Annotated in this window: 15 protein-coding genes; 7 read left to right on the forward strand and 8 right to left on the reverse strand. The window is 58.8% G+C overall.

The window, feature by feature from the left end; all coding sequences use genetic code 11:
* Positions 1-61: 61 nt before the first annotated feature.
* From minC to H3028_RS00620, 5 genes are all read left to right on the forward strand, one after another.
* Positions 62-793 carry a septum site-determining protein MinC gene (gene minC, locus H3028_RS00600; RefSeq protein ID WP_181295147.1) on the forward strand — a complete coding sequence of 244 codons (732 nt, stop codon included), beginning with the start codon at positions 62-64 and terminating at the stop codon, positions 791-793.
* Between the two features lie 92 nt (positions 794-885).
* Positions 886-1,701 (forward strand): septum site-determining protein MinD, encoded by an 816-nt coding sequence (gene minD, locus H3028_RS00605; RefSeq protein WP_181295148.1) that lies wholly within the window; start codon positions 886-888, stop codon positions 1,699-1,701.
* Positions 1,698-1,955, forward strand: coding sequence for a cell division topological specificity factor MinE (minE, locus tag H3028_RS00610; RefSeq protein ID WP_019341568.1), 258 nt, complete (start codon positions 1,698-1,700; stop codon positions 1,953-1,955). Before minD ends, minE begins: the two co-directional genes overlap by 4 nt.
* A gap of 78 nt (positions 1,956-2,033) precedes the next feature.
* Entirely contained in the window at positions 2,034-2,669 is a 636-nt protein-coding gene (locus H3028_RS00615; protein WP_181295149.1) for an RluA family pseudouridine synthase, read from the forward strand.
* A 108-nt stretch (positions 2,670-2,777) separates the two neighbouring features.
* Positions 2,778-4,067, forward strand: a complete 1,290-nt coding sequence (locus H3028_RS00620; RefSeq protein ID WP_181295150.1) for a M18 family aminopeptidase — start codon at positions 2,778-2,780, stop codon at positions 4,065-4,067.
* 33 nt (positions 4,068-4,100) lie between these two features.
* Here the strand turns inward: H3028_RS00620 and H3028_RS00625 are convergent, their stop codons facing one another.
* Entirely contained in the window at positions 4,101-5,063 is a 963-nt protein-coding gene (locus H3028_RS00625; protein WP_181295151.1) for an NAD(P)H-quinone oxidoreductase, read from the reverse strand.
* 300 nt (positions 5,064-5,363) lie between these two features.
* On the opposite strand from H3028_RS00625, the gene H3028_RS00630 reads away from it, so the two are divergent.
* Together H3028_RS00630 and H3028_RS00635 are read left to right on the forward strand one after the other, a co-directional pair.
* Complete coding sequence (locus H3028_RS00630; protein ID WP_181295152.1) at positions 5,364-7,460, forward strand: carboxy terminal-processing peptidase; 2,097 nt, start codon at positions 5,364-5,366, stop codon at positions 7,458-7,460.
* 100 nt (positions 7,461-7,560) lie between these two features.
* The gene (locus H3028_RS00635; RefSeq protein ID WP_181295153.1) at positions 7,561-9,357 is read left to right on the forward strand and encodes a bifunctional diguanylate cyclase/phosphodiesterase; all 1,797 of its coding nucleotides are present in this window, start codon (positions 7,561-7,563) and stop codon (positions 9,355-9,357) included.
* Here the strand turns inward: H3028_RS00635 and H3028_RS00640 are convergent.
* The 7 genes from H3028_RS00640 to flgK all read right to left on the reverse strand — a co-directional run bounded on the left by H3028_RS00640 (position 9,324) and on the right by flgK (position 15,296).
* Positions 9,324-9,791: an SEL1-like repeat protein gene (locus tag H3028_RS00640; RefSeq protein WP_181295154.1), complete on the reverse strand. Its 468-nt coding sequence runs from the start codon at positions 9,789-9,791 to the stop codon at positions 9,324-9,326. The two genes, H3028_RS00635 and H3028_RS00640, sit on opposite strands and share 34 nt — an antisense overlap.
* Positions 9,791-10,171 carry a hypothetical protein gene (locus H3028_RS00645; protein ID WP_375154385.1) on the reverse strand — a complete coding sequence of 127 codons (381 nt, stop codon included), beginning with the start codon at positions 10,169-10,171 and terminating at the stop codon, positions 9,791-9,793. The genes H3028_RS00640 and H3028_RS00645 overlap by 1 nt, the downstream gene beginning before the upstream one ends.
* Positions 10,168-10,491 carry a helix-turn-helix transcriptional regulator gene (locus tag H3028_RS00650; protein ID WP_181295156.1) on the reverse strand — a complete coding sequence of 108 codons (324 nt, stop codon included), beginning with the start codon at positions 10,489-10,491 and terminating at the stop codon, positions 10,168-10,170. The genes H3028_RS00645 and H3028_RS00650 overlap by 4 nt, the downstream gene beginning before the upstream one ends.
* A 143-nt stretch (positions 10,492-10,634) precedes the next feature.
* Complete coding sequence (locus H3028_RS00655; RefSeq protein WP_181295157.1) at positions 10,635-11,102, reverse strand: YkvA family protein; 468 nt, start codon at positions 11,100-11,102, stop codon at positions 10,635-10,637.
* A 486-nt stretch (positions 11,103-11,588) separates the two neighbouring features.
* Positions 11,589-11,903, reverse strand: coding sequence for a ComEA family DNA-binding protein (locus H3028_RS00660; RefSeq protein WP_181295158.1), 315 nt, complete (start codon positions 11,901-11,903; stop codon positions 11,589-11,591).
* 127 nt (positions 11,904-12,030) lie between these two features.
* The gene (gene flgL, locus H3028_RS00665; protein ID WP_181295159.1) at positions 12,031-13,296 is read right to left on the reverse strand and encodes a flagellar hook-associated protein FlgL; all 1,266 of its coding nucleotides are present in this window, start codon (positions 13,294-13,296) and stop codon (positions 12,031-12,033) included.
* A gap of 11 nt (positions 13,297-13,307) precedes the next feature.
* Positions 13,308-15,296 (reverse strand): flagellar hook-associated protein FlgK, encoded by a 1,989-nt coding sequence (flgK, locus tag H3028_RS00670; protein ID WP_181295160.1) that lies wholly within the window; start codon positions 15,294-15,296, stop codon positions 13,308-13,310.
* Position 15,297: the final 1 nt, after the last annotated feature.

Consider the following 15,297-nt stretch of genomic DNA (forward strand, 5'->3'; position numbering starts at 1 on the left):
TACTTGCAGGCAGCGGTCTGCCCCGCTATAAGTCCTCGCCATTTACCGCAGCAGGCAGATCATGAGCCAAGCCGACCTTCTCGACCAAGCCCCCGTGTTCCAGCTCAAGGGCAGCATGCTCGCCATCACCGTGCTGGAGCTGACGCAGAACGATCTGGAACGTCTTGATCGCCAACTGGCCGTGAAGGTCGAGCAGGCGCCGGATTTCTTCAACAATACGCCTCTGGTACTTGCGCTGGACAAGCTGCCCGCCGATTGCGATCTCGATCTACCAGCCCTCATCGCACTGTGCCGCAAGCACGGCCTGCGCACCCTGGCGCTACGTGCCGGGGATCCGCAGATCATCGAAGCGGCCGGCGCCCTTGATCTTCCGGTGTTACCGCCGTCCGGTGCCAAGGAGCGCAAGCTGGATCTCACCAGCAAAGCGCCAGCAGAACCGGCCAAGCCCGCCGAGCCGACCTACCGCCCCACCCGCGTGATAACCACGCCGATCCGCGGTGGCCAGCAGGTGTACGCCAAAGACGGCGATTTGATCGTGCTGGCTGCCGTCAGCCCGGGTGCGGAACTTCTCGCCGATGGCAACATCCATGTGTACGGTCCGCTACGCGGGCGGGCGCTGGCCGGCATCAAGGGCGACACCAGCGCGCGAATATTTTGCCAGCAGCTTGCCGCCGAGATGGTCTCCATCGCCGGGCACTACAAGGTCGCCGAAGACCTGCGCCGTGACCCGCTGTGGACTGAAGCCGTACAGATGCAGCTATCTGGCGATGTGTTGAACATCACCCGCCTTTAACGGATACTGCCGCGAATTTTCAAGCACCAAAACGGGCGTACTGTTAAGCCGACTCGGCTACGGTCCCGACTTCATATTTAGGGTGAATCACCTTGGCCAAGATCCTCGTAGTCACTTCCGGCAAGGGTGGCGTCGGTAAAACCACTTCCAGCGCCGCCATCGGTACCGGCCTCGCCTTGCGCGGCCACAAGACCGTCATCGTCGACTTCGACGTCGGTCTGCGTAACCTGGACCTGATCATGGGCTGCGAGCGTCGCGTGGTGTATGACTTCGTCAACGTCATTCAGGGCGACGCCACCCTGACCCAGGCACTGATCAAGGACAAGCGCCTCGAGAATCTCTATGTGCTGGCCGCCAGCCAGACCCGTGACAAGGACGCATTGACCCTCGAAGGGGTCGGTAAGGTCATCGACGAACTGGCCAAGACCTTCGAGTACGTCATCTGCGATTCCCCGGCCGGTATCGAAAAAGGCGCGCATCTGGCGATGTACTTCGCCGACGAAGCCATCGTCGTGACCAACCCGGAAGTTTCCTCGGTTCGCGACTCGGATCGCATGCTGGGTCTGCTGGCGAGCAAGTCCCGCCGCGCCGAGAACGGCGAGGAGCCGATCAAGGAACACCTGCTGCTGACCCGCTACAACCCAGAGCGCGTGGTCAAAGGCGAAATGCTTGGTGTCGAAGACGTCGAAGAGATCCTCTCGATCCGCCTGCTCGGCGTTATCCCCGAGTCGCAGGCGGTGCTCAAGGCATCCAACCAGGGCGTACCGGTCATTCTCGATGACCAGAGCGATGCCGGTCAGGCTTACAGCGACGCTGTCGACCGATTGCTGGGCAAGGATGTGGATCACCGCTTCCTCGACGTGAAGAAGCAGGGCTTTCTGCAACGACTGTTCGGAGGCCGCGAATGAACCTTCTCGACTTCTTTCGTGAGCGCAAGAAGAAGGAAACGCCTGCCAACATCGCCAAGGAACGCCTGCAGATCATCGTCGCCCATGAGCGCGGCCAACGGACGCAACCGGATTACCTGCCCGCGCTCCAGAAGGAACTGGTCGAGGTGATTCGCAAATACGTCAACATCGACAGTGACCAGGTCCAGGTTGCCTTGGAAGATCAGGGCAGTTGCTCGATCCTCGAACTGAACATTACCCTGCCGGATCGTTGAGCGACCGGGCAGTAGCTAGCTCGCTTCGACAGAATCATCGGCGACTTCGGTCGCCGATTGCGTTTCCGGAACCTCAAGATGCCCCTGAGCAATATCCAGATCGTCCACCAGGACGCCGCCCTGCTGGTAATCAACAAACCCACCCTGTTGCTGTCCGTGCCCGGTCGGGCCGATGACAACAAGGACTGCCTGGTTACGCGCCTGCAGGAGAACGGCTATCCGGAGGCGCGTATCGTTCATCGCCTGGACTGGGAAACCTCCGGCCTGATCGTGCTCGCCCGCGATGCGGACACTCATCGTGAGCTGTCTCGGCAATTCCACGATCGCGAGACCGAAAAGGCCTACACCGCTCTGTGCTGGGGCGAGCCCGGACAGCAGAGCGGCAGCATCGATTTGCCGTTGCGCTACGACCCGCCGACCAAACCGCGGCACGTGGTCGACCATGAGCTGGGCAAGCATGCGCTGACCTATTGGCGCGTACTGGAGCGCTGCGGCGGATACAGTCGCGTCGAGCTGACACCGATTACGGGGCGCTCCCACCAGCTGCGCGTCCACATGCTATCTATTGGTCATCCACTGCTCGGCGACCGGCTCTATGCACACGAACAGGCGCTGGTTGCACATGAACGGCTCTGCCTGCACGCCAGTATGCTTGCGCTGACCCATCCCCAAAGCGGCGAGCGCCTACGCTTCGAGTGCCCCGCGCCGTTCTAGACACCGCGCTCGAACGCGCTGCAACGATAGCCGTCAGCCGGCGCACGGTCGTCGAGCCAATGGCCGTCAATACGGTAAACTCCGTGACCTTGCCGTCCGGAGTCCCCCATGCGCGATGAACTCAATCAGGGCCTGATCGATTACCTCAAGGCCTCCCCCACCCCATTCCATGCCACCGCCAGCCTTGCCCAGGCCCTACAGGCCGCCGGTTACAAAGCACTCGACGAAAGCGAGACGTGGCATACAGAGCCTGGGGGCCGTTATTACGTCACCCGTAACGACTCCGCGATCATCGCCTTTCAACTCGGCAGCAAATCGGTCATTGAACAGGGCATGCGTCTGGTTGGTGCCCATACCGATAGTCCCTGCCTGCGGGTGAAACCCCAGCCGGAGCTGCAGCGCCAGGGCTTCTGGCAGCTTGGGGTGGAGATTTACGGCGGCGCATTGCTTGCGCCCTGGTTCGACCGCGATCTGTCGCTCGCGGGCCGTGTGACCTATAGCCGTGACGGCCGGATCGAAAGCCAGCTGATCGATTTCAAGCTGCCGATCGCGACGATCCCGAACCTGGCGATCCACCTCAACCGGGACGCCAATCAGGGCTGGGCGATCAACCCTCAGAACGAGCTGCCGCCGATTCTTGCGCAGGTCGCCAGCGAAGACAGTCCGGATTTCCGCGCCTTGTTGGCCGACCAACTCAGCCGCGAACACGGGCTGGTAGCTGACGTTGTGTTGGATTTCGAGCTGAGCTTCTACGACACCCAGAGCGCGGCCGTCATCGGCCTGAATGGCGACTTCATCGCCGGCGCGCGCCTGGACAATTTGCTGTCCTGCTACGCCGGCCTTCAGGCCCTGCTGCGAGCCGGCTCGGAGCAAACCTGCGTACTGGTGTGCAACGATCATGAAGAGGTCGGCTCCACATCGATGTGCGGCGCGGACGGACCATTCCTGGAGCAGGTACTGCGACGCGTACTGCCCGAGGGCGAGGCATTTCAGCGCAGCATCAATCGCTCCCTGCTAATTTCGGCAGACAACGCGCATGCAGTGCACCCCAACTACGCAGATAAACACGACGGCAATCACGGCCCGAAACTCAATGCCGGGCCGGTGATCAAGGTCAACAGCAACCAGCGTTACGCCACCAGCAGCGAAACCGCCGGTTTCTTCCGTCATTTGTGTCTGGAGAACGAGGTCTCGGTGCAAAGCTTCGTTACCCGCAGTGACATGGGCTGCGGCTCGACCATCGGCCCCATCACGGCCAGCCAGCTTGGCGTGCGGACCGTGGACATCGGCCTGCCGACCTTTGGTATGCATTCGATTCGCGAACTGGCCGGTAGCCAGGACCTGGCGCAGCTGGTCAAAGTGCTCAGCGCGTTCTATTCGAGCGCCGAGCTGCCCTGACACGAGACATCCAGGCGCATGCGCCTGGATCGTTCACTCAAGATTGCCGTCAATCACCAAGGCGACCTTGCCGGAGACCTGGTTGCTTGCCAACGCCGCAAACGCGGCTTCCACATCGCGGACTGGGAAGCTTCGCTCCAATCGGGGCGACAGGGTCTTATCAACGAATAACGGCCAGAGCTTTTCGTGCATTTCCGCCAGCAGGCCGGCCTTATCGTCCGCACTGCGACTACGCAGCGTCGAGCCGATCAACTGGATGCGCTTGGCCAGCAGACTCGCCAGATCCATTTCGGTCTTGCGGCCGCCCATCAGGCCAATGATCACCCAGCGCCCATCCGTTGCAAGCAGTTGGCTATTGAGCGCAGCGTACTTGGCACCGACCGGATCGAGGATCATGCTGAAGGGACCGAAATCGCGCAGTGCTTCCAGCGACTCATCCCGCAACACACCACCCTGGGCACCCAGCGACTCGCAGTAGGCTAGACGCTCTGCCGAGCCGACGCTGACCCAGCACGGATTGCCAAACGCTTTGCACAGCTGAATCGCCGCTGAGCCAACACCACTGGCACCGGCATGTAACAGCACCTTCTCGCCGGGCTGCAGCGCCGCTAGGCGGAACAGATTCAGCCACGCCGTCGCATAGACTTCCGGAATGACGGCCGCCGCCACCAATGACAAGCCTTGCGGTACCGGAAGGACATGGCGGGCATCGACCACCACTTCTTCGGCCATGCCTCCACCCGCCAACAGCGCACAAACCCTATCGCCGATCTTGTATGACGCGCCAGCCCCCACCTCGCTGATCACCCCGGCGCACTCCAATCCCAGGACATCAGTCACGCCTGCGGGCGGCGGGTAATGCCCCGCGCGCTGCAGCAGATCGGCTCTATTCAAGCCTGCAGCCGCCACGCGGATCCTAACCTGCCCTTCACCGCACTCCGGGGGGGCTCGCTCCGCCCATGCGACCTGTCCCTCGACGCCTTGCAATGCCTTCATGCTGCCTCCATAGTGGTTCACACCTGCGCCCGCTCAACCGTTACTCCGCTGGCAGTGCAGGCCGCTGATAAATTTCTGCTTCAGGCTACATAGCGATACGCCCGTCTAAAACCATTGATTACCGATTAGGTATGGTGTGGTACAGGGCTCGCCCTGCCATCCTGGTGCGATCTGTGTCGCGGCGTGCTAGCCGCCAGGTACCATCGGGCTGTTTGTTTTTTCCGCCGGACGGATCCCGCCCGGCGCCTGATTTGATGGCCTAATATGCGTTATTACTCAGCCTCGCGTCGCCCAATCAAAATGAAACGATCTTTGACCGCAGGCTTTCTAGCCCTGCTGCTAGGGCTTCAGGCCAACGCCACCCTGGCAAAACCTGCCGATGGGCACGATTGGGATTATCTGCAGCCTGACCGCGATCAGGTGATTGCCAGCCTTAACGTTGTCGAACTGCTCAAGCGCCATCATTACAACAAGCCACCGCTCAATGACGCCCGCTCGGCAAAGATCTTCGACAGCTATATCCAGATGCTCGACCCGTCGCGCAGTTACTTCACCGCCGGTGATCTGGCCGAGTTCGAGGCCTGGCGCAACGAGTTCGATAATTTCCTCAAGAATGGCAACCTTGAGCCCGGCTTTGCGATTTACAAGGTCCACCTGGAGCGCCTGCAGAGCCGGCTCCAGTACGCATTGAGCCTGCTGGAAAAAGGCGTGGAAAGCTTCGATTTCACGCTCGACGAGGAGCTGCTGGTCGATCGCGAGAACGCCGCCTGGTCCAAGGATGAAAAGGAACTCGATGATCTCTGGCGCAAACGCGTCAAGGACGAGGTGCTGCGACTGAAGATCGCTGGCAAGGAGCCGAAGGCCATCGAGGAGTTGCTCACCAAGCGCTATAAGAACCAGCTATCGCGCCTGGAGCAGACCCGTGGCGAGGATGTCTTCCAGACTTACATCAATGCGTTCGCGCAATCCTACGATCCCCACACTCAATATCTGTCGCCCGACAATGCGGAAAATTTCGACATCAACATGAGCCTTTCCCTGGAGGGCATCGGTGCCGTACTGCAGAGCGACAACGAGTACGTCAAGGTGGTGCGCTTGGTCCCCGCCGGCCCTGCCGAGAAGAGCAAGCAGATTGCCCCGGCCGACAAGATCGTCGGCGTAGGGCAGGCAGACGAGGAAATGGTTGATGTGATCGGCTGGCGCCTCGATGAAGTCGTCAAATTGATTCGCGGTCCGAAGGGATCGGTCGTCCGCCTCGAAGTCATCCCGGCGAGCAATGCGCCAAACGACCAAAGCAGCAAGACCGTCGCCATCACCCGCGAAGCGGTCAAGCTTGAAGAGCAGGCGGCCAAGAAGTCTGTGCTCAATCTCGAGCAGGACGGCCGCGATTACAAGCTCGGGATCATCGAGATACCGGCATTTTACCTGGACTTCAAGGCACTGCGCGCCGGCGAGAAGGATTACAAGAGCACCACCCGAGACGTGAAGAAGTTGCTGACGGAGCTGAAGGAAGAAAACGTCGACGGTGTCGTTATCGATCTGCGCAACAATGGTGGGGGCTCGCTTCAGGAGGCCACGGAGCTGACCGGCCTGTTCATCGATCAGGGACCGACGGTCCTGGTTCGCAACAGCGATGGTCGTGTCGATGTCCTCGCTGATGAGCAGCAAGGCGCCTTCTACAAAGGGCCGCTGGCCGTACTGGTCAATCGTCTATCCGCGTCGGCGTCAGAAATCTTCGCCGGCGCCATGCAGGACTACCATCGCGCACTTATCGTCGGTGGGCAGACCTTTGGCAAGGGCACCGTGCAAACCGTCCAGCCGCTCAATCATGGGGAGTTGAAGCTGACACTCGCCAAGTTCTATCGGGTTTCCGGACAGAGCACTCAGCACCAGGGGGTGATTCCGGACATTTCCTATCCAGCCGAAGTCGACACCAAGGAAATCGGCGAAAGCGCTTTGCCCGAAGCGCTACCATGGGACAGCATCCGCGCTGCGATCAATCCGGACATGAACCCGTTCAAGCCGTTCCTCGCCGAGCTCAAGGCACGCCACGAAGCGCGGACCACCGACAATCCTGATTTCGTCTTCACCCGCAACCGCCTCGCGCTCACCCAAGAGCTTACGCACGAGACGACCGTCAGTCTCAACGAAGAAAAGCGCCGGGCGCAGCAGGAACGTATCGAGAAACGTCAGCTGGCGCTGGAAAATACGCTGCGCCAGGCCAAGGGTGAAGAGCCGTTGGCCAAACTCGAGCGGGAAGATGAAACGACGCCACCGGTCGATGAGAAAAAGATCAAGCCAGAGGACGATGCCTACCTCTCTGAGACCGGTCGAATCCTGCTGGACTATCTTGGCCTGGACAACGCAATGGCGAGAAACAGCGCCGTAAACCGTTAACCGCTCCAAATGTCATCAAAATGACATCATTGCGTCGTGAAATACGGAGGGCCGCCATTTGTGCGGCCCTTCGCATTTCAACGGCCACCACGAGACCACCATGACCGTCACCGAGCAGTTGAGCACACTAGCTAGCATCCTTGCTCACGGCGACATCACCAGCCTTTTTCAGCCGATCGTCTCGCTTTCCGAGCGACGCATCCTTGGCTACGAAGCACTAACACGCGGCCCGTCCAATACGGCCCTGCACTCCCCCATCAACCTTCTCGCTGCGGCTCGGCACGCGGGTCGGCTCAATGAGCTGGAGATGATCTGCCGCGAAAATGCGTGCCGCCGCTATAGTCAGCTACAGTTGCAGGGCAAGTTATTCCTCAACGCATCGCCGGAAACCTTGCTGGACGCAACCCACAAGCCGGGTCGCACGCTGGAGCTGCTGCAGAAATACCGCATTCCGGCCGACCGAGTCGTGATCGAACTTACCGAGCAGACCCCCACCGACGACTTCGAACTGCTCGATGCCGCTTTGCATCACTACCGCAACATGGGGTTCTCAATCGCCTTGGATGATCTCGGCGCCGGCTATTCCAGCCTGCGCATGTGGTCGGAGCTGCGCCCCGATTACGTCAAAATAGACCGCTACTTCGTAGACGGTATTCACCGGGACGCCATCAAACGGGAATTCGTCGAGTCGATCATGAAAATCGCCAGAGCCTCGCGTGCGCAGGTCGTCGCAGAAGGCATCGAGCTGGTTGAGGAATTCCGAGTCCTGTCCGACATGGGCATAGATCTGGTGCAGGGCTATCTGCTCGGCCGGCCAGAAGAGCTACCGGCCACGGATGCCGCGGTCCTTCTACCTGCCGTTGACAATCGCGACGAGACCTCTGACGAGACCCATCCCGACTTATCGGTACTAGTCATGAAGCAATCCGCGGTAACCACCTCGCATCCGATAGTGGATGTACTGGAGCTATTCCGCCTGCAGGTCAATCTGAACACCATCGCCGTGCTCGATGCCATGAACATGCCCATCGGGGTTGTTCATCGGAGCCTGTTATCCGACGCGCTGCTAAAGCCCTTTGCAACCGACCTAATGGCGCGTAAACCCATCAGCAGGCTGATGAGCAATGACTTCCTCGCCGTGGAGCTTGGCCAATCTCTGCAACAAGTCAGCCGACTATTGACCAGTCGAGCCCGGCAGCGCATCGACGAAGATTTTGTCATCACCTGCAACGGCCGTTATCACGGGCTCGGACGGGTGATCGATGTACTCCGGCTGATTACCGAACTGAAAGTCCAACAGGCACGCCATGCGAACCCGTTGACCTTGCTGCCGGGCAATGTGCCGATTCAGCAATGCTTGACGCGCCTACTACGACAGGGCCGCGAGGCGGTGATCTGCTACGTGGACATCGATCACTTCAAGCCTTTCAACGACCTTTACGGTTACGCCAAGGGTGACGAAATCCTGCTGTGTCTCGCTCACTGTCTCGGTGAGCAAATCGATTCGAGTTGTGATTTCGTCGGCCATATCGGCGGAGACGACTTCATGCTGGTGATCAGTTCGAAAGATTGGTCAGCGAGGATCAAGCAGCTATTCGAAACATTCGAGCAACGTTGTCGGTCGTTCTACCGCACCGAGCATCTCATTGAGGGGTGCTTTATTGCAGAGGGTCGGCAAGGTGGCCAGCAACGCTATCCCCTGCTCTCGCTTTCGGTCGGTGCCGTTCACCTTAAGCCTGACTCGACCACTGAACTCGACGCGGCGCGCCTTGCCAGCCTGGCCTCCGAAGCCAAGCGTCAGGCCAAACAAGACGCGGGGTTCAGCCTATACACGATTGACGTTGAACAGAGGCTGGGTGTAGATCAAAGTCCGAGCTTGGCGGCGTCCGCTTTGTAACGCTCAGCCTGCTGCCGATCGGGGACCAACCCATAACCCCCGGCAGTATAGAGCTGAGCCAGACGAGTCGCCGCCAACGGATGCCCTGCGTCGGCAGCCATCTTCCACCACCGTGCCGCCTGGGCGCCGTCCGGACCATGATTGGCATCTTCGCCAAGACTGATAACACCCATTTGATAGGCGGCTTTGCCATCGCCACCCTCGGCAGCTAAACGCAGCAAGCGGATGCCCTCCTGCTTTGCACCGTATCCCTGACCTCGAAAAAGCAGGATGTGACCGTAAAAGCTTTGCGCCTTCCGGTCGCCAATAGCGGCCATGCGAGAAAACTGGCCTTCCATCCAGCGCCATAACTTCGGCTGCTGCACAGCCCAGCGCATGCCCAACAGTTTACGAGCGGTCCAATAGCCAGCTTTCGCCCGAACTGTCTGCAGCATCAGGGCACCTCCGGATAATCAAACTCGAATACCCGGGCAACTTCGCCTGCATGCCAGGAAGCGGCAGCTGCTCCGTCCGCTGGGCCAGAGAAGCGCCCAAGACGGGTAGCACATTCAAAAAACCCCGTTCTGGGCAATCGGCTGGCTCCTTGGCTGATCACCAGAGCACTGCGCAATGGCCGCTCAGCACGTGCATCCAGCGCCGCCAGATGTTCTAACGCAGCCGTCAATGTCTGCATGGCGGGCGGTGGAAGCTGGAGCCGCTCCACCAGGGCGCGATAGGTCACCAGATGCCGCTGGCGTCGGGCTTCGGTCAATTCAGCCAATAACGCCTGCCAATGCGGCCGACTAATGCGAATTGACGACGCGGCGTCTTTCAAGCTTCCTGCTCCCATCCTTCAATCTCCATCGCGCGCGCCAGCGAGCGGCGTATGGCCTCACCGGGATCGCGTTCACCGTTTTCGATAAGGACCAGATAGGAAGGACTGATGCCTACGGAACGCGCCAACGTTTCCCGACTTATACCCTTGGCTTCGCGCATCTCAGACAGTTCACTGAACCTGGGCAGAGCGACCGAAGCATCGGATCCGGCCGAGACAGCAACGCGTTGAGCGCTCGCATTCAGCAAAGCCTGATATTCATCCCAAGGCAGCACGGCATACTCTGGCACGCCGTCACGCATGATGACCTGAATACTCATCCGCTATTCCACTCATTGTTCCGTGAATGTAAGCGGATCTTAACAGCCTGAGAGCGGTTTTTTAGCCTAAGAAGCCGCACTTAAGAGTGAAAGCGTCAGCGACGCCTAAACCACACAAAAGGATTAATCCTAGCTGCCGTTTCCTATGTTTGACTGCTGCGCGCCTGGCTAACGCCGTCCGCCATCGGCTCATCTGCCGATGGTAAGCGGTCCATATCGGCCTGAACATCAGCCGATTGGCTGTCCTTCCAAGTCCGGAAGGCCTGCAGCTCGCCGGACCACTTGCGCATTACCCACCCGAGTACCGCTAGATCGTCGATGAAACCCAGACCGGGTATCCAGTCCGGGATGGCATCCATCGGTGATAGGAAGTACAGCAGACCAGCCACCGCAGCGACCAGCGCGGGCTTGCTGATAGCCCGGTACTCTCCCCGCCACCAAGCCACGCACAACGCCTGAAGCAGGCCAAGATCCTCTCGCAATCCCTTGATGAGCCCTCCTCGCGCCGAGCGCTTACGCGCGACAGCAAGAAGCACTACCGGTAACCGTCCACGAGCAAGCACCCGCTGTGCCATTGGTAGGTATTTGAGGAATTTCCAAGGTGCTTTCATCGATACCTCCCGCTCAAAGCCGTGCCATACAAAGGGCCGAACGGTTATCCACAGTTCCTGTGGATAACCTTGTGAACAAATTCTGGATGGCTGCCTCAAACGCCCGTCTGGTGCGGCCTACAAACAGATCGACGAGTTTTTGCTCAGCGAGCGAAATCCCTTTTAAATCAGCAACTTAAGAATGTCCAGCGGATTACATAACCTTATGAGCTGAACCGGCAGGTTACGATTTAAAGAATGTGCATAACCGTAACATGTCAACGCTTTTTTAAGGCGATTTTGGCTTGATGAGGGGTGGGCAACGCCAGCTGATCGATCTAATAAAGACATGCTCCGGCCTTTGGCGTTCAGGTGGGATTATATTCGTGTCCTTACGTGGCTAAAAAAGGTAGCCGCACACTACCAAAGCCATCGAAGCGGTACGCGTAGGGAATATCCAAACAAAAAAGCCGGTCAAGAGACCGGCTTCTGGGGGTGATTCGCCTATCAGTTCAAGCTGAGCTTGGCTCGGTTCTTTTCTAACGTTGCGGCACCGATCCCTTTGACTTCCAAGAGCTCATCAATCGAGCCGAATGGACCATTAGTTTCACGATACGCGACGATAGCCTTTGCCTTTGCTGCACCGATCCCCTTGAGCTCACGAGTCAAGGTCTCGGCATCGGCCGTATTGAGATTGATTGCTCCAGTTTGGGCTACCGCGACTTGCACTGATTGAGCAGGCTCAGCTTTAGCCGCGTAGCTGCCAATGGAAACGCTCGCGACTAGCGCGAAGATGGCTGCGGAGAGAAAAGACTTAATCATTGTTCACATCCCTATGAGTGGTGGATTAACGACGCGGTACTCCATGCGCCGCCCGGACACTCTAAGCCGTGACAATGGCAAGTCAAATCCGGACCATCATTCTGTGATCTACGCCCCGCTGGCCAGATCAACGCATGACATTAAACAAGCTCAGGCCCGCAATCTTCACGTAACTCTGCTGCGCAGCCTCGAGTACAACCGTCTGCAAGGATAGCCGGGACAATGCCTCGGCGTAATCCAGCTCGCGCAGCTCAGCCTGGACGCCTTTGTTGACCAGCGCGACATCTTCATTGTCGGTTTGCGTGGTTTCAATAACGTTCAAACGGGCACCGATATTGCCGCGTGCAGCATCGACGCTGACCATGCCGTGGTCGAGGTTGGTAAGCGCGACAGCGACGGCGTCGCGTACTTCGCCATCGATTGTTCCAGGCTCCTCTAGTACTTTTCTTAGACTAGCGACGGTATTGAGCAGACCCTGCTTGTTCGAGTCTGGGGTCAGGGTGACTTCGATGCTCTCACCACCGACGGCGGTACCATCTAGCTGCAAGGCGACACCACGGAACACCAGCTCGTCGCTCCGGTCTGGGTCACTGTCCAACTTGCCTGAGGCAAGAATTAGCGGATCGGAAGGATCAGACGGATCTGCAGGCGGGGCAGAGAGATCATAGACTACGTACTCCGTATCGGAGGTAAAGCGAACGCCAATGCCTGCGGCCGGAAACGGTGGGTTACCTGCGAAAGCGACTTCGTCCTGGATTAGCGGAGCGGAGACACCAAGTGTTGAGCCAGGCGTGAGCGTGCGGTCGAATGTGGTCTGCAAACGGCCAGCGTTAATTACGCTCTCGAATATTGACTTGCCGTTGTCGCTGACGGGAATGTTGAGCGAGCTGGCCACTTGCAGCTTTCGCTGCCCTTCATCGCCAGCGTAGTTGTAGGTCCCATCCGTGCCTCGAACGAACGGCTGGGTTTTCCCCTGGAACCCCGAAAACAGATACTCACCGCGTGCATTGCGGGTATTCATTAGCGATAGAAGTTCATCCTCCCGCTCGCCAAGCTCGGCAGCAATAGCCTTCCGATCCTGCGGATCCAGCGCACCGTTGCCCGCTTGCACGGCCAGTTCGCGCACACGCTGTAGCACTGTATTGACCGAATTCAGCGTCACCTCTTCCTGAGTCAGACTGTTCTTAGCCGCCGTCAGGTTGGAGTTGTACTGACTCAGCACGTTCTGCTGTTGCTCGAGCTGCAGCAGGCGTACCGAGGCGACCGGGTCGTCTGCTGGCGTGAGAATGCGGTTCCCGGTACTGATCTGCTCTTGGGTCCGCGTTGCGTTGGCATAGTTTCGCTGTATGCCATTAACGCCATTATTAAAGGCTTGCAAGGTCGAGATACGCATGGGCGGGCCTGTTACCTAAAGGTACTGATCAATGTATCGAACAACGAGCGAGCAACTTGAATGATCTGTGCCGAGGCGTTGTAGTACTGCTCAAACTTGATCAGGTTCGCCGCCTCTTCGTCCAGGTTGACCGCTGACAGCGAGTCCCGGTTATCGGTAGCCTGCTTGAGGATCGCGCCAGTTGCGTCGCTATCCATTCGTGCCTGGGCCGTTAAGGTCCCAACTCGCTCAACCAGCTCACCGTAACCATCGGTAAAGCTGTTTCCTGAACCCGGTACACCCGCGTCTACGCCAATTGTCTGACGGGTTTGCAGATCAACCATTTTCAGTGCATTGCGATTATCCGAAACGCCATTCTGGTTGAAGCCGACGGTAAAGGTATCGCCGCTCTGGGGACGGCCGCTTACTGTGAAGGTAAAGCTGCGCCCATCGATTTCGATGGCTAGTTCATTCGTCTGGCCAGGAGTAAATACGGTTGGACTTACCTGCGTGACGCCCGTACCGGTGACTGTCGGAGGGGACCCGTCGTTGTAGGTCAAGGTGATATCACTGGAAAGCGCTGCTTTTAGCGAATCCATATCTACCGACTCGACGGTGTCCGGCTGACTGATTACCCCAGTGCCAGCGTTCTGCAGATTGCTTTGCGCCCTTACAGGCGCGGCGAATGCGAGCTGATCAGCCTGATCCAAAACGGTTTTGATGTCGGTCGCGCCACGCCTTGTCGGTTGCAGCGAGAACTTATCCCCGGCCTGCGGCGTGCCGCTGATTTCGACAGTAAACCCCTGATCCTTACCCGCATTGTCGGCGAAACTCAGGTAAGGAGGAGTGCCGGGATTGGAGGTGACAGCGATACTGGCGGAATCACTCATACGCCGCGCGGTGTAGTTGGTGCCGTCGAACTCCAGACGATAATCGCTGATGGTCAGACTGCTGGTATCAGTGATCCTCAGCGAGGCATCTGCGGCGGAGGCGTTTCCGCCGAAGGGCGTTGCACGCAGATCCATTAAGGAAGTAGCGTTGTAGTTACCGAAGAGCGCAGCGCCTACTTCGCCCTTGAGATCAAGTCCCTGAGCCTGCTGGGCGTTAACCTGGTCGCTTACGGCGAGCGCCAATCTGCCGAGCGAGTTCATCGTTGAATCCAGCACCTCTTCGCGGTAGCGAATCAGGCCGCCCAGTTCACCCCCGCTAATCTGAGAGGTGATGCCCTGCCGCGATCCGCCACTGACGAACTGGATTTCGTGACGACTAGGGTCGCTTTGACCCGGAACGACCTCCAGGCGACTGACCTTATTACCGACCACCAGCGGCTGGCCGGTCCCTACAGAGATATTGAAGCTGTTGTCATCCTGAGGGACGACCGTCACGCCAATGTAGGTAGAGAGCTCGCGCACTGCCTCGTCTCGAGCGTCAAGCAAGTCATTGGGCTGCTTACCATTGGCGGAGGCGGTCGCGATGGCCTGATTGAGGCTACCGATGTTGCCCGCAAGGCGGTTGACCTGATCGGTGACCGCCGCCATCTGCTTGTTGGTGAAGTTGTTCTGTTCGGTCAGGCGGTCAGAAACGGTATTGAATCGACGCGCTAATCCTTCAGCTTCCGCCAATACCAATTGGCGTGCCGGGATATTGGCAGGGTCTTCCGCTGCCGTTTGCAGCGCCGAAAAGAACTTCTGCAGCGACGGTGTGATCCCTGTCGTGGCGCCCGCCAGCAGGGAATCGAGTTGATTGATTTGGCTCTTGTAGGCTTCGACATCGCTGCTCAGCGAGGTGCTGCTGCGCAACTGGCTGGTCAGAAACTCGCTGTAGGTCCGGCGGATTTCCACCAGCGTGGTACCCGACCCAACGTAACCCGCCCCACTGAATTGGGGGGTGCGGGTTGCCTGGGGAGCATCCTGGCGACTATAGCCGGGAGTGTTGACGTTGCTGATGTTGTGGCCGGTAATGGAAAGCTGGCTCTTGCTCGCGTTCAGCCCCGATAGGCCAATATTCAGTAGGTCAGCCATG

Source organism: Pseudomonas sp. Q2-TVG4-2, assembly GCF_013620795.1.
GTDB lineage: Bacteria > Pseudomonadota > Gammaproteobacteria > Pseudomonadales > Pseudomonadaceae > Stutzerimonas.